The organism is Agromyces molybdatiresistens (assembly GCF_052748445.2).
This window is the reverse complement of the sequence record NZ_CM188258.1, coordinates 1,009,591-1,029,936: the sequence shown is the minus strand read 5'-3', so window position 1 is coordinate 1,029,936 and position 20,346 is coordinate 1,009,591. Positions and strand designations below refer to the sequence as shown.

Genomic DNA, 20,346 nt, shown 5'->3' with positions numbered 1-20,346 from the left:
GCGGTCTCCTCGTCTCGTGGCCGGTGTTCGCGACCACGTTGGCGCACGGCCCTGTGGCCTCGCCATGCGGACGCCGTGCGCCGGCGATGACCTGACCGAGGCGAGCGTCAGCCCGTCATCGCGCTGGTGCCGTCGGAGAGCACGGGTGAGATGAGCCCGAACCCGTTGCCGTCGGGGTCGATGAGGTAGCCGACCCGGCCGACGCCCTGCATGTCCTCCGCTGGCATCGTCTCGGTCGCACCGAGCTCGACGGCGCGTCGCATCGTGTCGTCGATGCTGCCGTCGACGCCGATGACGAGGTTGCATCCGTTCACGGGCGCACCGATCCCGGGTGCCGGACCGTCGCGCTGCGTCAGTCCCCCGTTGATGCCCAGACCGGGCTGCTCGTCGACGTTGCCGATCGCCCCCTCGCCGGTGTCGATCGTCCAGTACGGCATGTCGCCGAACTGCGTGAATCGCCAGCCGAACAGGTCGCCGTAGAAGTCGATGAGCCGCTGCGGCTCGGTCGCGTGGATCTCGAAGTGCACGACCAGGTTGGCCATGGTTCCCCCTCGGTTCGAGTGATGTCCGCACCCCTGCGGACGCCGCACACGCTACGCCCGACGGACGACATCCGTCACCGTCGTGCGTCGTCGTCGCCGGTTCGGGAGAGAATCGTCCGGTGGCCCTCTTCTCGCGCCGGACGGCGCCCGTCGACGATGCGCCGCCCGTGCCGCGGCTCGTCGAGATCGGCGAGCCCGAGCGCGACTGGATCGACGCGCACGTCGCACTCGTGGCCGACGCCGGCGCCGACCCCGGCGACCTCGAGCAGCTGCGCGCGCTCTACGAGCGCTGGTCGGCCGGGTGGCGCCGCATCAACCCACCCGAGCGCGACGACCCGATCATCCAGGTGAACGCGCTCGGCACGGCGTTCGGCGAGTACGTCGCGCGCCGCACGGGCCTGTCGTGGCGCCTCGCCGAGCACGACGGCGGACTCGACCTCGCGCTCTACCAGCCGCGCGGCCAGGTGCTCCTGCACCCGATCGGCATCGTCGACGAGCACTGGCGCGCGGAGGAGGCGTCGGGTGCGTTCCTCGTCGACACCGCCGAGCGGCTCACGCACGTCCGGCGGCTCGCGCACCGCGACGGCGGTGCCCGGCGACGCTGAGCACCCCCCCGGACGGGGCTGCCCGGCACTCTTGTCGGCCGACCGTGCGACGGATATCGTCGCGCTCGACGGCGCAGCGCGCATCGACGCAGCGCGATCATCTGGGGGGATGGTCCGATGTCCGACTTCTTCACCATGCAGGCCGGGGAGACCGCCGCTCCCGTTCCCGACGGGCCGGTCCTCTGCCGGGCGACGCCGGCGATGCGCCGCATCCACCGCGTGTTCCTCTGGGCCTACGACGAGGCACCGGGCCTCGTGCGCTCGGCGGCGGAGGGCGATACCGAGCGCTCGCACTACGTCGGCGAGGTGCTCGGCAACTTCGACAAGCTCCTGCACGTGCATCACGAGGGCGAGGACCTCTACATGTACCCGCAGCTCGGCGAGCGCGCACCGGGCTGCGCGCTGCACATCGCGCAGATGCTCGCGCACCACGAGGAGGTCAAGCGGATGCTCGACGAGGTCGCACCCATCCGCGAGCGCTGGCGCGACAGCGCCGACGCCGAACTCGGCGAGCAGCTGGCCGAGGGGTACGAAGGCCTCTCGGCCCTGCTGAAGGTGCACCTGCGCCGTGAGGTGACGGAGATCACGCCCGTGGTCGAGAAGGTGCTCACGCCGGAGGAGCTGGGCATGCTCGCGACCCACGGCGTCGACGCCTTCGAGAAGAAGGTGGTGCTCGCGTACCTCGGCATGATCCTCGCGACGAACCCGCCCGAGGACCAGAGGGAGTTCATCATGGACGTCCCGCTGCCGATCCGCCTGGCGTACCGGCTCGTCGGCAAGCGCCTGTATCGCAGGCAGTACGCGACGCTGTTCCCGGGTCGGGAGATTCCCCAGACCCTGTAGACGGGCGCCCGGCTTGACGGATGCCTCGGCATCCGGTGCAATATATTGCATGCCACTTCCCGCCCGCGTCCCCGCCGAGCGCCCGAAGTCGATGCGCGACCACGCGTACACGCACCTGCGCGACGCGATCGTCTCGGGTGAGCTCGCGCCCGGCGAGCGGCTGCGCGACCCCGAGCTCGAGGCATGGCTCGGCGTGAGCCGGACGCCCATCCGCGAGGCCATCGCGCGGCTCGAGGCCGCGGGCCTCGTGCAGACGCGGCGCGCGAAGCAGACCGTCGTCGCACCGCTCGACACGCGCACCGCCCTCGCCGCCCAGCGCATCGCCGCGGCCCTGCACGCGCTCGCGGTCCGCGAGGCGGTCCCGCAACTCACCAGCGCCGACCTCGAGGCGATGAGCAACGCGAACGCCGCGTTCGCGAAGGCACTGCGCCTCGACGACGTCGATGCGGCGATCGCCGCCGACGACGCGTTCCACGACGTCGCCGTGCGAGCCAGCGCCAACCCGCTCCTGCCGGGGCTGCTCGAGCAGGTCACCCCGCTCCTGCGCCGTCTCGAACGCGCCCGGTTCCGATCGCTCGCCGGTCGCGGATCGGTCGCCGACCACGACCGCATCGTCGAACTCTCCGCGGCCGGCCTCGCCGACGAGGCCGCCGCCGCCACCCTCGACAACTGGTCGACCCTCGGCCGGTTGCTCCACCTCGACGACGACGGCAGTGCCGAGGACGACCCCGCGGCATCCGTCGCCCCCACCCCCTGAAGGAGCACCATGGCCCTCGCCGACTTCCCCCGCCACCGGCTGACCTTCGGGCCGAGTCCGATCCATCCGGTCGATCGCCTGAGCGCCCACCTCGGCGGCGCCCGCGTCTGGATGAAGCGCGAGGACGTGAACTCCGGCCTCGCGTTCGGCGGCAACAAGACCCGGAAGCTCGAGTACCTCGTGCCCGACGCGCTCGCGAAGGGCGCCGACACCCTCGTCTCGATCGGCGGCGTGCAGTCCAACCACACCCGTCAGGTCGCCGCGGTCGCCGCGCACCTCGGCATGAAGGCCGTGCTGGTGCAGGAGCACTGGGTCGACTGGCCGGACTCGGTGAACGACCGGGTCGGGAACATCCTGCTCTCGCGGCTCATGGGCGCCGACGTGCGGCTGTCGCCGGCGGGCTTCAGCATCGGCTTCCGCGACTCGTGGAAGCAGGCGATCGCCGACGTCGAGGCTGCGGGCGGCACGCCCTACGCGATCCCCGCCGGCGCGTCCGACCACCCGCTCGGGGGCCTCGGATTCGCGAACTGGGCCCACGAGGTCGCCGCCCAGGAGGCCGAGCTCGGCGTCTTCTTCGACACCATCGTCGTGTGCTCGGTCACGGGCTCGACGCACGCGGGCATGATCGCCGGCTTCGCCGACCTCGAGCAGAACTTCGGCGGCCGCCCGCGCCGCGTGATCGGCATCGACGCGTCGGCGAAGATCGACGAGACGCGCGACCAGGTGGCGCGCATCGCGCGGAACACGGCCTCGACGATCGGGCTCGGTCGCGACCTGCGGGACGACGAGATCACGGTGCTCGAGGGCTGGGCCGGCGAGTACTACGGCATCCCGGTCGAGTCGACCGACGAGGCGATGCGACTCACGGGCTCGCTCGAGGGCGTCATCCTCGACCCGGTCTACGAGGGCAAGTCGATGGCGGGGCTCATCTCGCTCGTGTCGTCCGGCGAGATCCCGACGGACTCGAACGTCCTCTACGCCCACCTCGGCGGCCAGCCCGCCCTCAACGCCTACAGCGGCCGCTACCACTGAGCGCCCGGCGCTCCGGCCAGGTGAGATGACGCGAATCGCTGCTCGCGCGTCCGCGAGCAGCGATTCGCGTCATCTCGCGGCACCACGGGGCGGCGGGCAGAGGGTGGGGGGCGGATGTCGCGGGCCGGCGCTAGGGTCTGCCACATGGATGCACGCACGCGCGGGCGTGAGCGTCTCGCCGAGGCGGCCGCCGACCTGATCGACCGGCCCGACGTGTCGGTCGGGAGGATGTTCGGCTCCGAGGGGTACTCGGTGCGCGGCAAGCTGTTCGCGTTCGTCGAGCGCGGGGGCGACCTCGTCGTGAAGCTCTCCGAGGAGCGCATCGCCGAGCTCGCGCTGGCGCCGATGGTCATGCGCGGCCGGCCCATGCGCGAGTGGGCGGTGGTCCCGTTCGCGCGCGACGCCGAGTGGGGCGGCATCGCGGCCGAGGCGCTCGGCTTCGTCGACGAGATCACTCCCTGACCGGAGCCTTGTCGCCGCAGAGCGGCGGTGGGAGCATGTGCCCATGCGACTCGTGGGGGCGATCGGACTCGTGCAGCTCGTGTTCGGGCTGTCGGGACTGCGGAAGGCCGTCGCGGAGGGGCGCACCGGCGATGTTCCGGGCTTTCCCGTGCGCCCGGCCGGGGAGGTGCGACGACGGCACTGGCTCGAGGGCACTGAGCTGTCAGCACCGACGGTCATGCTCATCGCACAGGCCGTCGCGAGCCTCGCGCTGCTGTTCTCCCGGCGTCCGCCGGTCGTCGCGGCGCGCGTGCTCGGGGGGCTCGGCGCGATCATGAGCATCGGCTACCCGATCGAGCGCGTGTGGCGCGAGTCGCTCGTCGACCCCGATCCCGAGGTGACGCCGCTGACCGCCGGCGGGTTCCTCCTCGCGTTGAAGATGGCGATACTCGGCTGGTCGACCGGCCGCGGCCCCCGCTGACCTCGCGCCATCGCCCCCGGCGCGTTGCGCCCGCGTCCAGCGTCGCCGCCTATCCTCGACGGGTGACCTCGACCGCTCCCGCCCGCCCTGCCGTCGTGCTCGACGCCGGCGATCGGCAGGAGCGCGAGCGTGCGCATGCCGAGCGGGCCGACGCGCTGACGGCGGGCCACCGGGCGCGCCGGGCGCGCGGCGAGCGCCATCCGATCGAGGACTTCCTCTTCACGTACTACTCGTACTCCCCCGCGCTGCTGCGCCGCTGGCACCCGGGTGCGGGCGTCGAACTGGCGGATGCCGCGGGCACGCCACGCGCCGACTGGCGCTGGTACGAGGCAGGGACGACCGAGCACGGGCTCGTCGTCGACGCCGACGGCATGCGGGCCGAGAAGGGCGCGATGCTCGACATGGTCGAGCGGATGCTGCGGCGCACCGCCGCACGGCCGGGGCGGTTCGGCTGCTTCGGCCTGCACGAGTGGGCGATGGTGTACCGGCAGGGCGTGCACCGCCATCCGGTGCCCCTGCGTCTCGGCCAGGCGGCCACCGACGAGGTCGTCGAGGCGCATGAGCTGCGCTGCACCCACATCGACGCCTTCCGGTTCTTCACGGCGGATGCCACGCCCCGCAACCGCTTCGCGCCGACCCGCGAGTCGCAGCCCGAGCTCGAGCAGCCGGGGTGCCTGCACGCGAACATGGACGTCTACAAGTGGGCGGTCAAGCTCGGCCCGCTGGTGCCGGGCGAGCTGCTGCTCGACGCGTTCGAGCTCGCACGCGACATCCGGTACCTCGACATGCAGGCGTCGCCGTACGACATGGCGCCCTGGGGCGGCGAGCCGGTGCGCATCGAGAGCGCCGACGGCAAGGCCGAGTACGTCCGGCGGCAGCGCGGGTTCGCCGAGCGCGCGAACGCGCTGCGCGGCCGCATCCTCGCGGCGCTTCCCGCCGCCTGAACGCGGGCTGCCGCCCTGTCGCGGCACGGCTCGCGGTGTTAGCATCCGGAAGCGCCGACTTGCTCGGCGGCGCCAGCTCGCCACGCGCCCCACAGGAGGCAGCATGCCCGGATCGGATGATCTCGTCGCCGGAGCCCCGGCGTGGGTCGACCTCACCACGACCGACCTCGACGGAGCGATCGACTTCTACACGCACGTCTTCGGGTGGACGGCCGAGCGGAGCGACGACGAGCGGTACGGCGGCTACACGACGTTCCTCCTCGACGGCAGGCGCGTCGCCGGCGCGGCCGGCCGATCCGACGACGACCCGTCCCCGCCGCACTGGACCGTCTACCTGCTGACCTGGAACGCGGCGGCGACCGGCGAACGGGTGGCCGAGGCCGGCGGCACGGTGCTGTTCGAGCCGATGGACATCCCCGAGATGGGAGTCATGGGGCTCGCGATCGACGCCACCGGCGCCGTCGTGGGCTACTGGCAGCCGGGCGGGCTGCCGGGCTTCGACGTCTACGACGAGCCCGGCTCCGCGACCCGGTTCGAACTCGCGGCGAGCGATTTCGACGCGGCCGAGCGGTTCTACGCGCACGCGTTCCACTGGGACATCGAGCACGGCGAGGGGGAGCCGCGGTACGCCGTCTACCGTCACGCCGGCCGGACGTTCGCGCGGATCCTGGACGCCGCGGAGCTGCTCGGCGGCGAGCTGCCGCCGGCGTGGCACGTCGGCTTCGCGGTCGACGACGTCGAGGCGGCCGTCGCCCGGGCGGTCGCGGCGGGAGGCACGCTCGTGGTGCCGCCGTGGGACGTGCCCGAGGGGCGTCGTGCGGGGCTCGCCGACCCGAGCGGCGCGTACTTCGTCGTCGCGTCGGCGTCGACGGCTGGCGCGGAGACAGCCGCCGCGGCGAAGACCGCTGCGACCACGTCGTCGGCCGCCTCACGGCCCGAGTCGGCCGGGTAGCCCGTGGCCACATGGGATGTCGTGATCGTCGGCGGCGGCAGCGCCGGGCTGTCGGCGGCGCTCATGCTCGGCCGGTCGCGCCGGGGCGTGCTCGTGGTCGACGGCGGTCGGCCGCGCAACGCCCCGGCGCAGCACATGCACGGCGTGCTCGGCCGCGACCACACGTCGCCGCTCGACCTGCTCGCGGCCGGCCGCGCCGAGCTCACGCGCTACGACGTCGCGATCGAGTCGGGCGAGGTCGCGGGCGCGTCGCTCATCGAGACGGATGCCTCCGGCGACGCCGGCGCCCTCTTCGAGGTCGAGCTCGACTCCGGCGAGCGGCACCTGGCCCGCCGGTTGCTCGTCGCCACGGGCCTCCGCGACGAACTGCCCGACATCCCGGGCCTCGCCGACCAGTGGGGGCGCGGTGTCGTGCTGTGCCCGTACTGCGACGGGTGGGAGGTCCGCGACCGGCGGATCGCCGTGATCGCATCGAGCGCGGCGAACGCGCACCAGGCGCAGCTCATGCGACAGCTGTCGGCCGACGTCGTGTTCTGCACGCAGGGTGCGGTGCTCACGCCGTCGGCGCGCGCGGGCCTCGATGCCCGCGGCATCGCGGTCGAGGACCGCAGCGTGACCGAGGTGCTCGCCGATGAGTCCGGCCGGCTCCGCGGCATCCGCCTGGAGGACGGCAGCCAGTGGGAGGCGGACGCGGTCTTCGTGGCGCCCCGGGCCGTGCCGCACGACGACCTGCTCCGGCAGCTCCGCGCCCGGTCGATGCGACAGGGCGGCGCCGACCAGGTGCTCGTCGACGAGGACGGCCGCACGAGCGTGCGCGGGCTGTACGCCGCGGGCAACGTCGTGGGCCCGCGCTCGTCGGTGCCCTGGGCGATGTCGTCGGGCAGCCTCACGGGCGCGGCGATCAACGCCGACCTCGTCGACGAGGACGTTCGCAATGCGCTCGACGCGCGCGGCTGAGGCGAGCCCCGGGCCGACCTAGAAGTCCTCGTGCGCCTCGCGCAGCGTCGCGAGCGCGTCCTCGGTGGCCTGCCAGCCCTGCAGCGCCGACTCGAGCTGGCGCTCGAGCCACGCCGCATCCCTCCGATCGCCGCCCGCCGCGCGCAGCTGCGCGATCCGCTCGGTCGCCGTTCCTGTGAGGTCGTCCATCGCTTCCCTCCGCGATGCGGGCGGGTGGCCGGACGGCCACCGACACGGGCCCGCACGCGAGCCATGATGCCACCCGGCGGCGGCGACGGGCAGCCCTCCGCCGCATCCGGGGGTTCGCCGGATGCCCGCCGTCGAGGGCCGTCGATACCGTCGCGGCATGACCACGACCGAGACCGCCGACACGACGGCGACACCCGCCGCGACCTCCCCGGCTCCACCCGCTCATCGGCCAGGCGCGAACCCGGCACCGCTCGGCGCTCGCATCGGCTGGACCTGGATCCTGCTCTCCTCGCTCGGCATCGCCGCCTTCGCCGTCGTCCCGTACCTGACGTCGTCGTTGCCCGCCCTGGCCGAGTCGGGAGCCGGCGGGCTGGCCGGCCACTACGCAGGGCAGCCGCCGTTCGTCCTCGCGGCGTTCTACGTCCACATCGTCGCGGGCGGCATCGCGCTCGTCGCGAGCCCGTTCCAGTTCTGGCGGGGCCTCCGCGACCGCGCACCGCGCGTGCACCGCTGGACGGGCCGCGTCGCGCTCGCCGCCATCGCGATCGCGGGCGTGGCCGGGCTCGCGCTCGCACCGTTCAGCGCCGCCGGCATCGTCGGGTTGTTCGGCTTCGGCGCGCTCGCCCTGCTGTGGGTGCTGTCCGGTTGGCGCGGCTACCGAGCCATCCGTCGCGGCGACGTCCCGTCGCACCGGGCCTGGATGATGCGCACCTTCGCGCTCACGTATGCCGCGGTCACCCTCCGGATCTGGCTGCCGCTGCTGATGTTCGCACAGGTGCCGTTCGCGCTGGCGGCGACCGGGGCGTTCGATGCGGACGCCGCCTTCGCGAACGCGTACGCGGCGGTGCCGTTCCTCTGCTGGCTGCCGAACCTGGTCGTGGCGGAGTGGCTCATCCGCCGCCGCGGGCTGCCGTCGTACCGGGTCGCCGCGGCCTGACCACGGTCACCACCGCGAGGTGCTGCGCGACCACGGCGTCACCGCTCGAGCTCGAGCGTCATGAACACGCTGTTCGGGTCGAGCATGTAGCCGGCGAACGGGCCGCACTCGCGGAACCCGTACTTCGCGTACAGCGTGCGCGCCGGGCGGAAGAAGTCCTCGGACCCCGTCTCGAGGCTGATGCGCGTGTACCCCCGGCGTTCCGCCTCGGCGAGGACGTGCTCGAGCAGGCGCGCACCGAGGCCGCGGCCGCGAGCCGCGGCATCCGTTCGCATCGACTTCAGCTCGCCGTGGGTCGCGTCCAGCTCCTTGAGCGCGACGCAGCCGAGGAGGCCGTCACCCTCGCCGATCGTCCAGACCGTAACCTCCGGCACCGCGAGCCCGCTGACGTCGAGCGCGTGCACGCTCTCGGGCGGTGAGGTCGCGTGCATGTCGGCGAGGTGGTCCTCGAGCAGGCGGATGACGCGGGGGTCGGCGAGGTCGGCCGGCCGGATGTCGAGGGCGGGGGCGGTGCTCACCGGTCCATTCTCGCTCGGGGATGTTTCCCGGACGTGACGTCAGCGCCCCCGCCCCTCGCGATCCTGACGACGACCCGGCGCGCGGCTCAGCTGACGAGCCGGACCGGGGACTCGGGCGCCGGCGGTTCGGGCTGGCGGGTCTCGGCCTCGAGCCGGGCCATGAGGCCCACGAGGAACCGCTCGACGTCGAGGAGCTCGTCGTCGGTCGGCACCCAGTGCACGGCCGCCGCGACCGACTTCGAGAGGCGCTCGAACTGCTCGGCGAACGTCCCGGTCAGCGCCGGGATCGAGTAGCCCGCGTCGTCGATGAGGTGACGTACCGCGCGCAGTCGATGCTCGCCGCTCAGGCCGCCCTCGTCGGTGCGCAGGCCCGCACGCAGGATGATCGACGCGTCGACGAGGAGCGCGAACTCGTCGGGTTCGAGGCCCAGTTCGGCGCGGAGCGACTCGAGCGACGGGTCCGTCGCGATGCGAGCCGGGTCGAGGATGCCGCGGCGCTCGAGCCGCGGGCGGAGCGCCGCGAAGCGAGCCACCTGCCAGGACGAGCCGATCGGCGGGAGGACGAGCTCGCGCATCTGCGGCTCATGGCCGAGGAGCATGAGCTCGGGGTCGCGCGCCGCCTCGCGCAGGTAGTAGTCGACGTGCCGGGCGTACCGGACGCCGCGGATCGCCTCCTCGATGAGGAGGCTCCGCTCGGCCGGCGTGCCGATCTCTCGCGCACGGCGCGCGGTGAAGCAGGCGTACGAGTAGCGGATCTCGATCTCGAGGGAGCTGCCGGCCTCCTGAAGCCACCGGCTCGCAGCGGCGGCGACCTGCTGCGACGACCCCGGGCCGCCGGCGCCGCCGGAATCGGCGCGCGACGCGCGCGACGGGGCGCTGGACACCGGATCCTCCTCGCCCCACGCCCCCGGAGCGCCCGGGTTGAAGATCATGTAGCAGAGCGCGGCGCGTGAGCGCATGCGCGAGAGCACCCGGTTCGGGTCGCGGCGCGGCGCGGCGCTCTCGCGTTCGAGCAGCGTGATGAACCGGTCGACCGCCATGCGGATGCGATCGCGGCGCGACTCGATCGCTGTGGCGTCGGCGCCGGTGCCGTCGAGGTCGACGTACGCAGCCCAGTTCCGGGCGGCGGTCATGTAGAGCATGAGCGTGCGAAGCAGCATCGCCCGCGGCTCGGGCGCGGGCGGCTTCACCCGACGTCGCTCCTCGAGGCGCGTCTGGATGGGTCGCAGCACCGGGCGCATGTCGGCGGGGTCGAGCCGCTTCGGGCCGAGGTCGGCGGCGACGCGCACGACGTCGTGCCAGACCATCTGCTCGACGTCGGGGAAGACCTGCCGCTCGCCGCTCAGCCACGCCGCCTGGTTGACGACCGGCTCGAGCCGGTCGAGGAACGACTCGAGCTCGACCCGATCGGCGATGCGCTGGTACCGGTCGAACACGCGGTCGTACTCGGCGAGGATGCTCGTCGGGTCCTCGTCGAGCGCACGGCTCAGGTAGTGCCTCCGCTCCTCGCCCCGCGTCATCCGGGCGAGCCCGAGGAAGCCGACGGACTTCCAGCTCGTCGCGCGGTAGAACCCGCGCACGTCGGGGTAGCGGTCGGCCATCGTCATCGCGGTGAACCCTGCGGCGAGCGCGAGGAGCTTGCGGTGCTGGTCGAGTTCGATCGAGTCCCACTCGAGCGTCAGCTCGACCTCGTCGAGCGGGTGCCCGTTGCGCCGCAGCGTCGCGATCGCGGAGCGGGAGTCGAGCACGGTGACCTGCAGCAGCCACGGCGCCGAGTTGAAGAGCACCTGGAACAGCCACGCGAGCGCGGATGCCACGCCGCTGCCGCTGCGGTCGGCGATCGCGATGAACTCGCCGAGGTCGGGCGAGCTCGGGCGCTCAACGCGTTCGCTGGGGTCGTCGAGGTTCGCGTTGCGGACCTGCATGAGCGCGTCGATCGACCACGCGGTGTTCGTCGAGCCGTCTGGCCCGATCACCTTGGCGTCGAGGCGCGACCTCGTCGCGAGCCCGGGGCCGAGGATGCCGACCGTGACGAGCGCGAGCGGCAACGCGACGTAGAGCCATGCGGCGAAGCCGTCGTCGGCGTACGCGGTCGCGATGACGATCGCGACCGGAACGATCACGACGAGGGTCCACCCGATGATGCGGAGCACCGAGCCGGTGCGGCGGGTGGCCTTGAGGTTGCGGATGCCGGGCAGGAGCGCGACGAGCCGCGCTCCCACGGCGAGCACGAGCCAGGCGATGAGCATCGCGAGCAGGGCGTCGCCGAGCGGCACGAGGACGCCGTCGACGAACGCGTCCCACCGCGTGCTGACGGCGGTCGTCCAGGCGCTGAGCGAGGTGGTCTCGCCGAGGTCGGCGGTGCATCCCGCCAGCGGCACGGCAGCGACGATCGCGAGCGCCGCCCCCGGTGCTCGGATCCGCCGTGCTGGAGTGGTCGTCTCACGCATGATCCGCGCCTGCCTGGCGCGAGTCTACTGATGCGGCGGAGTGCGGCGACAGTGCCACCCCTGAACGGCGCCGGCGCCGGTCGTCGGCGGGAACGGCGGTCGCGCGGCCTCGCCGACCCGCAGACCCTGACGACGACCCCGGCTCGCAGCGGCCTCGTCAGCCGAGCGCCGCGATGACCTCGTCGACGAGCCGCACCTCGGAGGGCGTGTGGTCGGCCTCCGGGGTGAATCCCATGCGCACGACGACGAGTCCCTCCGACGGCACGACGATGACCTTCTGCCCGTCGTGGCCGCTGGCGTAGAACGTGTCCTCGGGCAGCTCGGGCCAGCGGAGCGACCCGTCCGGCAGCGGGTTGGTGCGCCAGCTCATGGCGTTGCCGGGGTCGTCGGTCTCCTCGGCCCCGGTCGGGGTGAGGCTCTGCGCCATCCAGCCCTCTGGCAGCAGTCGCTCGCCGCCCCAGACGCCGTCCTGCAGCGCGAACCACCCGATCGCGGCCCAGTCGCGGGGCGTCGCCCACATGTACGACGAGCAGACGGGAGTGCCGGAGGCATCCGGTTCGATCACCGCCGACGAGAGGCCGAGCGGGGCGAGCAGCGCCTGGCGCGGCAGGTCGGCGCCGAGGCCGGTGCGCTCGGCGAGGATGTCGCAGAGCAGCGTCGTGTTGCCGCTCGAGTACTCCTGCACGGTGCCCGGGTCGTGCTCGAGCGGGAGGCTCGCGACGTAGTCGCCCATGTCCTCCTCGAGGTAGAGCATGCGCGTGATGGGCGTGCCGAGGTCGTAGGTCTCGTCCCACTCGAGGCCGCTGGTCTGTCGCAGCAGGTCCTCGACGGTGATGTCGGCGCGTCCGTCGGTCCACTCCGGGCGGAGCCGGTCGTCGTCCAGCGCGACGACGCCCTGCTCGACGAGCACGCCGGTGAGCAGGCTCGTGACGGACTTCGTCATCGACCAGCCGAGCTGCGGGGTCTCGGCGTCGAAGCCGTCGGCGTAGCGCTCGCCGACGAGCTCGCCGTCCTTGACCACGACGACCCCGCGCGTGCCGAGGGCCGCGCGGTCGGCCTCGGCGAGGTCGTCGCCGAACGCGGCGGCGATCGCCGCGTCGATCTCGGGGTCGGCGTCGGGCGCGGGCGCGTCGGTGAACGGGTTGGCGCCCGCCTCGATCGGCGTCGCCTCACCGAGCTCGGGGCGGTGGTCGGCGAGCGTGCAGCCGAAGCCCTCGGTGAACCACGCCCGCTGGTGCGCGAGCTGGCCGAGGAGCGTCGCCGTGGTCGGGCCGCCCGCGCCCCGGACGTCGAGGTACGGCACGAGCGGGTTCTCCGGCAGGTCGGTGGCGGGGTCGTCGCGGCCGGCGACCTCGGTGACGGCGCACGCGTTGTGCGCGGCGTACCCGGTGCCGGTCAGCAGGATGGGCTGCTGCCAGAGGTACACGCCCGTGAAGGCGGCGATGAGCACGACGGCGAGGAGGGCGACGACACTGACGGCCCGGCGGAGGAGACGCACGAGCAAGGATCGTAACAGGGCGGACAGGCATGTCCGGACGGTCGGGGCGCACGCGCGCCGCGCTCAGCGTCCGAGCAGGTCGTTCAGCCAGCCGGGACCGGCCACGCGAACGCCCGGGGCGAGCCGGGCGCGCAGGCCCCGGTCGGCCGTGACGACCAGCACCGGCTCCCCCGAGCCCGTCAGCCGTGCGGCCGCCTCGACGACGGCGCCGTCGCCGTCGGCGGGCGCGCGCACCACCTCGATCGCGTCCGGACCGGATGCCGCCTTCGCGGCCCCCTCGATCACGGCCACCACCCGCGCGATCGCGACCTCCGCATCGTCGGGCGGCGGCAGCACCACCACGGTGCCGGGCGCGAGCCGCGCCATCCGCTCGAGCAGGCTCGTCGCCGCACCGGCCCGGTCGCGCCACCACCCGTCGGGCCGCGATCCCATCACGTTCGCGACGTCGACGACGACCACGACGGGCGTCGCGGGTGACTGCGGCGCGTGCTCCCCGCCCACGCGAACCCTAGCCCGCCTTCAGCGGCAGGATCTCGCCGCCGGTCTGGCATTCGGGGCAGTACTGCGCGGTCGTGCTGGCGAACGTGAAGTCGCGGATCTCTCCCCCGCACCCGCCGGGGCAGGGCTCGCCGGTGCGCCCGTGCACCTGCATCGCCGCGACCTTCGCCGCCTTCAGCCGGTCGATCGGGATGCCGCTGCGCGCCTCGATCGCGGACCGGATCGTGCCGATGGTCGCCTCGTGCAACCGCTCCAGCTCGTCGTCGGCGAGCGTGGCCGCGTGCGCGACCGGGGAGAGGCGCGCAGCGAAGAGGATCTCGTCGGAGTACGCATTGCCGATGCCCGCGAGCGACTCCTGCTCCTGCAGGATCGCCTTGATCTGCTTGCGCCGCCCGGCGACGGCGCGGTCGAAGTGCGCTCGCGTGAACGCCGGGTCGGCCGGGTCGGCCCCGTGCTTGGCGATCGCCGCGACCTCGGTCGGCTCGTCGACCACGAAGCAGCCGAGCGAGACCCAGCCGCCGGCATCGGTCAGCTCGAGCACCGGGCCGCCGTCGAACTCGAACGAGACGAGCGTCGGCGGGGGCGGTTCGGCGGCGGCCTCGTCGGTCGTGCCGGCGGACGACGCCGCGCCCGCGGCGTCCGTCGCCTCGGCGCCGGCGGCCTCGGCACCCGCCGCCTCCGAGCCCCAGCGCGCCCAGCCGTGCCGGCCGAGCGAGACCACCAGGAACTCGGAGCCGTCGAGCTCGATCGCGAACAGCTTGCCGTGCCGCGTGACGCCGACCACGCGCTCGCCGACGAGGGTCGTCAGCGGGCGGCCTCGCGTCTTCGTGACGCGGAACTCGACCACGTCGACGCCACCGACCGTGCGCCCGCGCAGGGTCGAATCGAGTTCGTCGGCGAGGGCCTGGACCTCCGGCGATTCCGGCATACCGTCAGCCTCGCACGGTCCGCCGACGCTGCCAACGGCTGTGGGTCAACGCCGGCTCGTCCTCGGCGGGCTGCAGCCGGACACCACGCGACTAGTGGCTCGCCGCCCAGTTCTTCAAGGTGGTGAGGCTGATCCCCGAGCGCGATTCCTGCTTGCTGAGGCGCAGCGCCTTGGCGATCTGGTTGGCCGAGCAGCCGCCGGCATCGACGACGGTGATGCCCGCGGCCGCGCCGGTGCCGTCGACGAACCTCCCGGACGAGTTCGCGAAGTACCTGCCCGCGACCGGGCGCGAGATGCTGTCGGGGAGCGTCGTCGAGGCGCACGCGTCGGCACTGTCGGCGACGCCGTCGCGGTCGGAGTCGGACGTGGCGGTGCCGCCCGAGCCGCCGGAGCCGGTGCAGGTGAAGGTCCACGTCAGGTCGCCGGGCACGGTGCCCGAGGTCTCCAGCGACCAGCCGAGACCGTAGGTCGTGCTGTACGGCGCGGTGTACTTCAGGCCCGTGGTCGCGGGCGCCTCCTCGAAGAAGATGGAGGTGCCCGCCGACCCGGCGAGGATGATCAGGTCGCCGGAGCGGGCCGGGGACACCGTGACGCCGACGACGTCGCCGGCGGCGAGGGCGACCGTCCTGCTCACGGTCTTGGCCGTGACCTTCAGCCCGTTGAGGCTCGAGCAGCCGGTGGAGGCGCTGACGGCGGTCGTTCCGCTCTTCACGGGCTTCGCGGCGGATGCCGGCGCAGTCGCCACCGTGGTGGCGAGCAGCAGTCCGACAGCGGCGCCGATCGCGGCCAGGGTCCTCGGGCGGGCACGTGCGGGCATGGGGGTCTCCTCGCCTTCCGGTCGCGGTGTCGTCGTCGACACCGTGCCCGGCGAGCGGGCTCGACGCCCTTCATGCATACCAGAGGTTTGCTCGTTTGTGCCAGCCTTCGTCTCAGATGGCCGCGCGCTTCCGAAACGCTGTACAGCGTGCCAGAATGCTGTACATGCGTACAGCCTCGATCTCCGACGGCGACCTCACCGCTCGCGCGCGCATCATCGCCGCAGCGCTCGACCGCTTCGCCGAGCGCGGCTACGACGCGGCGTCCCTGCGCGACATCGCCGCGCACGCGGGCGTCAGCACGGCGCTCGTCACGCATCACTTCGGCACCAAGCAGGCCCTCCGCGAGGAGTGCGACGCACGGGTCGCGCGCTTCATCGCCGAGAAGCAGGACGCCGCCGCGGCATCCGACGTGCTCGGCGAGGTGCTCGGCACGTTCGGCCCGTACCTCGCCCGCATGCTGGCGGACGGCGGCGCGGCGTCCGACGCCCTCTTCACCCGGCTGCGCCAGGTCGCGCGCGCGTCGATCGACGACGGGTCGGCGAGCGGATGGCTCCGTTCCTCCCGCGACCCGGACGCGCAGGCCGTCGTCCTGGTCCTCCTCGGCGTCGCGCCGCTCCTGCTGCTCGACCGGCTGGCCGCGTGGGCGGGCGACGCGCGGGCCGCGCTCGCGCGGCTGGCGGTACCGCTCGCCGAGCTGTACACCGACGGGCTCATGACCGACGGCCGGCTGCTCGCCGCGACCGGGCTCATCCCGGTCGATCCCATCACCCAGGAGTCACGATGAAGCTGCTGCTCGTCACCGCCGGATCGCGCGGAGACGTCGAACCGTTCGCCGCACTCGCACGCCGCGCCGCGCCGTCCGGTCACGAGGTCCGCCTCGCGGTCCCCGACGACTCGGGCGTCGACCTGGCCGGGCTCGACGTGCGGAGCCTCGAGGCCGACTTCTCGGCGATGATCGAGTCGCAGGGCGTCTCGCCGCTGGCGGCGATGCGCAACCTCCGCGAGGTCGTGCGACCCGTCATGCGCGGCGTCATCGTGAACGCCGCGCACGCGGCACTCGAGTTCCGGCCGGATGTCATCGCCTGGCACCCGAAGGTGCTCTCGGCGCCGCTCGTCGCCGACGCACTCGGCATCCCGCACGTGCTCGTCGAGCTGGTGCCGGCGATGACGCCGACGCGCGAGTTCCCCGCGGCGGGCACCGTCACGCGCGACCTCGGAGCGTTGAACCGGCTGACCTATCGCGCAGGGGCGGCCGCGGCCGGCATGTTCCGGCGCGAGGTCGACGAGGCAGCCGATGTGATGGGCGTGGGGCGCCCGCATCACGCTTCCGCGCCCGCGGCGACGCTCCTGCCGATCAGCCCCGCCCTCCTCTCCCGCCCGGCCGACTGGCCGGACTCGGTCTCGCTCACGGGTCCGTGGCGAGCACCCACGCAGTCGGCGGGTGGGACGGATGGCGCCGGCCGGGCCCCGGCGCCGCCCGCCTCGACGACGGATGCCGCGGCGCCCGCCTCGGACGTTCGGACCCTCGACCCGGCCCTCGCGGACTTCCTCGACGGCGGACCCTTCGCCTACGCCGGCTTCGGCTCGATGGCGGCGGGGGACCCGGTCGCGCGCGGGCGCGCACTCGTCGCCGCGGCGAGGGCGCGCGGCCTCCGGCTGCTCGTCGCGACGGGCCTCGGCGGCATCGCCGTGCCCGACGACCTGCGCGGCGACGACGTGTTCGTCAGGCGTTCGGTCGACCACTCGGTGGTCCTCCCCCGCGCGACCGCGGCCGTGCACCACGGGGGCATCGGGACGGTCCAGGCGGCGACCGCGTCCGGCACGGTCTCGATCGTCGTGCCGTTCATCGCCGACCAGCCGTTCTGGGGGGCGATGCTGCAGCGGCACGGGCTGGCCCCGGCGCCGATCCCGCGGAAGCGACTGACGGCCGACCGGCTCGCCGATGCACTGGCGGCGGCCCCGAGGTTCCAGTCGGCGGTCGTTGCCGCGGCGGCACGGATGGCCGGCGAGGACGGTGCGGGCGAGGCCCTCGGCGTGCTCGAGCGACTCGCCGCGCGGCCGAGGAAGGCGGCGCTGCGGCATCCGTGACCGCTCGAGCCCCGCTGCTCGGCGGTGCCGATTGTGCCCGGCGCTGGACCGGAGGATGCTGAACCCATGAACGACCGCGAGGAATTCCTGATCTGGGTCAACAACTCGCTCGTGCGGGCCGAGCGGGCCCTGTTCAACGGCGACGCCGGTCCGCGACGGTCGACGTGGTCCGCCACCGACGAGGTGAGCGTCCTCGGCGCCTGGCGCAACGCGGTCGGCAGGTCCGAGCTGCTCGACGCCTTCGACGGCGTCGCCGCGAGCTTCGCCGCGTGCACCGACTACGCCTTCGAGCTGATCTCGTTCGACGTCTCGGGCGACATGGCGTACACGGTCGGGTACGAGCGGATCTCCGCCATGAAGGACGGCACGCCGAGCACCTTCACCGTGCGCGCCACCCAGGTCTACCGCCGCGAGGACGGCGAGTGGAAGGTCGTGCACCGGCACGCCGACACGATGGCGTGACGCCGGTGAGTGACCCGGAGACACCCTGCGGGTCCCAATACCACAGCGATCCTCGATCTGCACTGCGACACGCCGTGCGCTCTTGACAGCACCGGTCGTGCGCGGAAGGCTCGGGGCGAGCGCCAACGGCGCCAGTTCTCCGACCTGGACGGGGAGGGGGTCCGGCCGCTGCACGAGCGACCGCGACGTCCGTCCGATCGGAGGTCCGGGGTCCGACCCCGGACGGAGTGCGTGCAGGGGGGAGACACGACGATGCCCGTGCAAGTGAGCTATCCCGGCGTCTACATCGAGGAGGTCCCGAGCGGCGTCCGCACGATCGTCGGGGTGTCCACCTCGACGACCGCGTTCGTCGGTCGAGCGCCTCGAGGGCCGGTGGACCGGCCCGTCACGGTGACGAGCTACGGGGCCTACGAACGCGTGTTCGGCGGCCTCTGGAAGGAGAGCCGGCTCGGGTTCGCCGTGCGCGACTTCTTCCTCAACGGTGGGGGCACCGCCGTCGTGGTGCGCCTGTTCCACGCCGAGCAGACCGAGGACGACCCGCCCGAGGACGTCCCCGCGCGATCGACGGCGACGCTCGGGACCGCCGATGCGCTCGTGCTCGAGGCCGCCGACGAGGGCGTCTGGGGAGACCGGCTGCGGGTCAGGGTGGACCACGACACGCGGGACCCCGACGACGCGCTCGGCGAGGAGACCGACAGCCTCTTCAACCTGACCGTACGAGACGCCGCCACGGGGGCCGTCGAGGAGCACCGCAACGTCGTCGTCGCACCCGAGGACCACCCGCGGCGGCTCGACCTCGTCCTGGCCAACGACTCGTCGCTCGTGCGCGTCGTCACGCTGAGCGACGACCGGCCGGAGGAGCACGCCGAGCCCGCGGTGGGGCAGACGGTGTGGGACGACATCGAGCCGTCCACCGATCCGCAGTCGAGCACGTCGTTCGCGGACGGCTCGGACGGACTCGCGCTCGACGACGACGACTTCATCGGCACGGGGCTCTCCGATGCCAAGGAGGGCCTGTTCGCGTTGGAGCGCACCGACATCGTGAACCTCATCGTCATCCCCCCGTACGACGGCGAGGACGTCGGCACCGATGTGATCACGGCCGCCGCCGTGTACGCCGAGCAGCGCAGGGCCGTCCTCCTCGTCGACTCGCCGGCCGACTGGGACTCCGTGGCCGACGTCCAGGGCGGGCTCGCCGGGCTCGGGACCTCGAGCCGCAACGCGGCCCTGTACTTCCCGCGCCTGCGGCAGTCGAATCCCCTCAGGGATCGACAGGTCGAGACGTTCGCGGCGACCGGCGCGGTCGCCGGCGTGCTCGCGCGCACCGACGCGCAGCGGGGGGTCTGGAAGGCACCGGCCGGACTGGAAGCCGTGCTCAACGGCGTTCCCGAGCTGTCGGTCGGGCTCACCGACGCGGAGATCGGGCTGCTGAACCCGCTCGGCGTCAACTGCCTGCGGGCGATGCCCGGGGCCGGGCGCGTCGTGTGGGGTGCGCGGACGATGCAGGGAGCAGACCGGCTCGCGAGCGAGTGGAAGTACCTCCCGGTCCGACGCACCGCGCTGTTCATCGAGGAGAGCCTCTTCCGCGGCACCCAGTGGGTCGTGTTCGAGCCGAACGACGAGCCCCTCTGGGCGCAGATCCGGCTGAGCGTCGGCACCTTCATGGACAACCTGTTCCGGCAGGGCGCGTTCCAGGGCACGACGCCGCGCGAGGCGTACTTCGTCAAGTGCGACCGCGAGACGACGACCCAGGCCGACATCGACCTCGGCATCGTCAACATCCACGTGGGATTCGCGCCGCTCAAGCCGGCCGAGTTCGTCGTGATCCGACTCCAGCAGCTCGCCGGCGCGAGCGCGGCCTGACGAGGGGGTGAGCGGGATGGCGCAGTTCAGCGTCAACGCGCAGCGATTCGACCCGTACAAGAACTTCAAGTTCCGGGTGAAATGGGACGGGCGGTACGTCGCGGGCGTGAGCAAGGTGAGCGGGCTGAAGCGCACGACGGAGGTCGTCGAGCACCGGGAGGGCGGTGACCCCTCGACCTCGCGCAAGTCCCCCGGCCGGGTGAAGTTCGAGGCGATCACGCTCGAACGGGGCGTCACGCACGACGTCGAGTTCGAGCAGTGGGCGAACCGGGTCTGGAACTTCGGATCCGGGCTCGGCAGCGAGGTGTCGCTGAAGAACTTCCGCAAGGACTTCATCGTCGAGCTCTACAACGAGGCGGGCCAGCTCGTCATCGCGTACAAGGTGTTCCGGGCCTGGGTGTCCGAGTACCAGGCCATGCCCGACCTCGACGCCAACGCGAACGCGGTCGCCATCCAGACCCTGAAGCTCGAGAACGAGGGCTGGGAACGCGACTACGACGTGACCGAGCCCACCGAACCGTCGTTCACCGAGCCGTAAGGGGC

The 20,346-nt window shown here is 73.1% G+C and carries 23 protein-coding genes; 15 read left to right on the top strand and 8 right to left on the bottom strand.

Annotated elements, in window-relative coordinates:
* Positions 1-107: 107 nt before the first annotated feature.
* A complete protein-coding gene (locus tag ACULK2_RS04700; protein ID WP_445968725.1) occupies positions 108-542 on the bottom strand; it encodes a VOC family protein in 435 nt (144 codons plus the stop codon).
* A gap of 119 nt (positions 543-661) precedes the next feature.
* On the opposite strand from ACULK2_RS04700, the gene ACULK2_RS04695 reads away from it, so the two are divergent.
* The 9 genes from ACULK2_RS04695 to ACULK2_RS04655 all read left to right on the top strand — a co-directional run bounded on the left by ACULK2_RS04695 (position 662) and on the right by ACULK2_RS04655 (position 7,554).
* Positions 662-1,147 (top strand): DUF3806 domain-containing protein, encoded by a 486-nt coding sequence (locus ACULK2_RS04695; RefSeq protein WP_445968726.1) that lies wholly within the window; start codon positions 662-664, stop codon positions 1,145-1,147.
* A 117-nt stretch (positions 1,148-1,264) separates the two neighbouring features.
* The gene (locus ACULK2_RS04690; RefSeq protein WP_445968727.1) at positions 1,265-1,990 is read left to right on the top strand and encodes a hemerythrin domain-containing protein; all 726 of its coding nucleotides are present in this window, start codon (positions 1,265-1,267) and stop codon (positions 1,988-1,990) included.
* Between the two features lie 49 nt (positions 1,991-2,039).
* Entirely contained in the window at positions 2,040-2,747 is a 708-nt protein-coding gene (locus ACULK2_RS04685; protein ID WP_445968728.1) for a GntR family transcriptional regulator, read from the top strand.
* A 9-nt stretch (positions 2,748-2,756) separates the two neighbouring features.
* Positions 2,757-3,779 (top strand): 1-aminocyclopropane-1-carboxylate deaminase, encoded by a 1,023-nt coding sequence (locus tag ACULK2_RS04680; RefSeq protein WP_445968729.1) that lies wholly within the window; start codon positions 2,757-2,759, stop codon positions 3,777-3,779.
* A 144-nt stretch (positions 3,780-3,923) separates the two neighbouring features.
* The gene (locus ACULK2_RS04675) at positions 3,924-4,241 is read left to right on the top strand and encodes a hypothetical protein (RefSeq protein ID WP_445968730.1); all 318 of its coding nucleotides are present in this window, start codon (positions 3,924-3,926) and stop codon (positions 4,239-4,241) included.
* Between the two features lie 43 nt (positions 4,242-4,284).
* On the top strand, positions 4,285-4,701 hold the full coding sequence (locus tag ACULK2_RS04670; RefSeq protein WP_445968731.1) for a hypothetical protein: 417 nt from the start codon (positions 4,285-4,287) through the stop codon (positions 4,699-4,701).
* A gap of 62 nt (positions 4,702-4,763) precedes the next feature.
* Positions 4,764-5,645, top strand: coding sequence for a 3-methyladenine DNA glycosylase (locus ACULK2_RS04665; RefSeq protein ID WP_445968732.1), 882 nt, complete (start codon positions 4,764-4,766; stop codon positions 5,643-5,645).
* 103 nt (positions 5,646-5,748) lie between these two features.
* Positions 5,749-6,597 carry a VOC family protein gene (locus ACULK2_RS04660; RefSeq protein ID WP_445968733.1) on the top strand — a complete coding sequence of 283 codons (849 nt, stop codon included), beginning with the start codon at positions 5,749-5,751 and terminating at the stop codon, positions 6,595-6,597.
* Between the two features lie 3 nt (positions 6,598-6,600).
* The gene (locus ACULK2_RS04655; RefSeq protein WP_445968734.1) at positions 6,601-7,554 is read left to right on the top strand and encodes an NAD(P)/FAD-dependent oxidoreductase; all 954 of its coding nucleotides are present in this window, start codon (positions 6,601-6,603) and stop codon (positions 7,552-7,554) included.
* An 18-nt stretch (positions 7,555-7,572) separates the two neighbouring features.
* Here ACULK2_RS04655 and ACULK2_RS04650 read toward each other — a convergent pair whose 3' ends face one another.
* A complete protein-coding gene (locus tag ACULK2_RS04650; RefSeq protein WP_445968735.1) occupies positions 7,573-7,743 on the bottom strand; it encodes a hypothetical protein in 171 nt (56 codons plus the stop codon).
* Between the two features lie 157 nt (positions 7,744-7,900).
* On the opposite strand from ACULK2_RS04650, the gene ACULK2_RS04645 reads away from it, so the two are divergent.
* Complete coding sequence (locus ACULK2_RS04645; protein WP_445968736.1) at positions 7,901-8,680, top strand: DUF2306 domain-containing protein; 780 nt, start codon at positions 7,901-7,903, stop codon at positions 8,678-8,680.
* A gap of 38 nt (positions 8,681-8,718) precedes the next feature.
* Here the strand turns inward: ACULK2_RS04645 and ACULK2_RS04640 are convergent, their stop codons facing one another.
* The 6 genes from ACULK2_RS04640 to ACULK2_RS04615 form a co-directional block, all read right to left on the bottom strand.
* Positions 8,719-9,198: a GNAT family N-acetyltransferase gene (locus tag ACULK2_RS04640; protein ID WP_445968737.1), complete on the bottom strand. Its 480-nt coding sequence runs from the start codon at positions 9,196-9,198 to the stop codon at positions 8,719-8,721.
* An 86-nt stretch (positions 9,199-9,284) separates the two neighbouring features.
* Positions 9,285-11,648 (bottom strand): hypothetical protein, encoded by a 2,364-nt coding sequence (locus ACULK2_RS04635; protein WP_445968738.1) that lies wholly within the window; start codon positions 11,646-11,648, stop codon positions 9,285-9,287.
* A gap of 157 nt (positions 11,649-11,805) precedes the next feature.
* The gene (locus ACULK2_RS04630) at positions 11,806-13,146 is read right to left on the bottom strand and encodes a serine hydrolase domain-containing protein (RefSeq protein WP_445968739.1); all 1,341 of its coding nucleotides are present in this window, start codon (positions 13,144-13,146) and stop codon (positions 11,806-11,808) included.
* A gap of 63 nt (positions 13,147-13,209) precedes the next feature.
* Complete coding sequence (locus tag ACULK2_RS04625; RefSeq protein ID WP_445968740.1) at positions 13,210-13,647, bottom strand: hypothetical protein; 438 nt, start codon at positions 13,645-13,647, stop codon at positions 13,210-13,212.
* A gap of 7 nt (positions 13,648-13,654) precedes the next feature.
* Positions 13,655-14,572 carry a DNA-formamidopyrimidine glycosylase family protein gene (locus ACULK2_RS04620; protein WP_445968741.1) on the bottom strand — a complete coding sequence of 306 codons (918 nt, stop codon included), beginning with the start codon at positions 14,570-14,572 and terminating at the stop codon, positions 13,655-13,657.
* Between the two features lie 91 nt (positions 14,573-14,663).
* Entirely contained in the window at positions 14,664-15,389 is a 726-nt protein-coding gene (locus ACULK2_RS04615) for a hypothetical protein (protein ID WP_445968742.1), read from the bottom strand.
* A gap of 164 nt (positions 15,390-15,553) precedes the next feature.
* On the opposite strand from ACULK2_RS04615, the gene ACULK2_RS04610 reads away from it, so the two are divergent.
* From ACULK2_RS04610 to ACULK2_RS04590, 5 genes are all read left to right on the top strand, one after another.
* Complete coding sequence (locus tag ACULK2_RS04610; RefSeq protein ID WP_445968743.1) at positions 15,554-16,174, top strand: TetR/AcrR family transcriptional regulator; 621 nt, start codon at positions 15,554-15,556, stop codon at positions 16,172-16,174.
* Entirely contained in the window at positions 16,171-17,478 is a 1,308-nt protein-coding gene (locus ACULK2_RS04605) for a glycosyltransferase (RefSeq protein WP_445968744.1), read from the top strand. Before ACULK2_RS04610 ends, ACULK2_RS04605 begins: the two co-directional genes overlap by 4 nt.
* Positions 17,479-17,544: 66 nt before the next feature.
* Complete coding sequence (locus ACULK2_RS04600) at positions 17,545-17,940, top strand: YybH family protein (protein ID WP_445968745.1); 396 nt, start codon at positions 17,545-17,547, stop codon at positions 17,938-17,940.
* A 252-nt stretch (positions 17,941-18,192) separates the two neighbouring features.
* Complete coding sequence (locus tag ACULK2_RS04595) at positions 18,193-19,803, top strand: phage tail sheath family protein (RefSeq protein WP_445968746.1); 1,611 nt, start codon at positions 18,193-18,195, stop codon at positions 19,801-19,803.
* 16 nt (positions 19,804-19,819) lie between these two features.
* Positions 19,820-20,341: a phage tail protein gene (locus tag ACULK2_RS04590; protein WP_445968747.1), complete on the top strand. Its 522-nt coding sequence runs from the start codon at positions 19,820-19,822 to the stop codon at positions 20,339-20,341.
* The last annotated feature ends 5 nt before the right edge of the window (positions 20,342-20,346 follow it).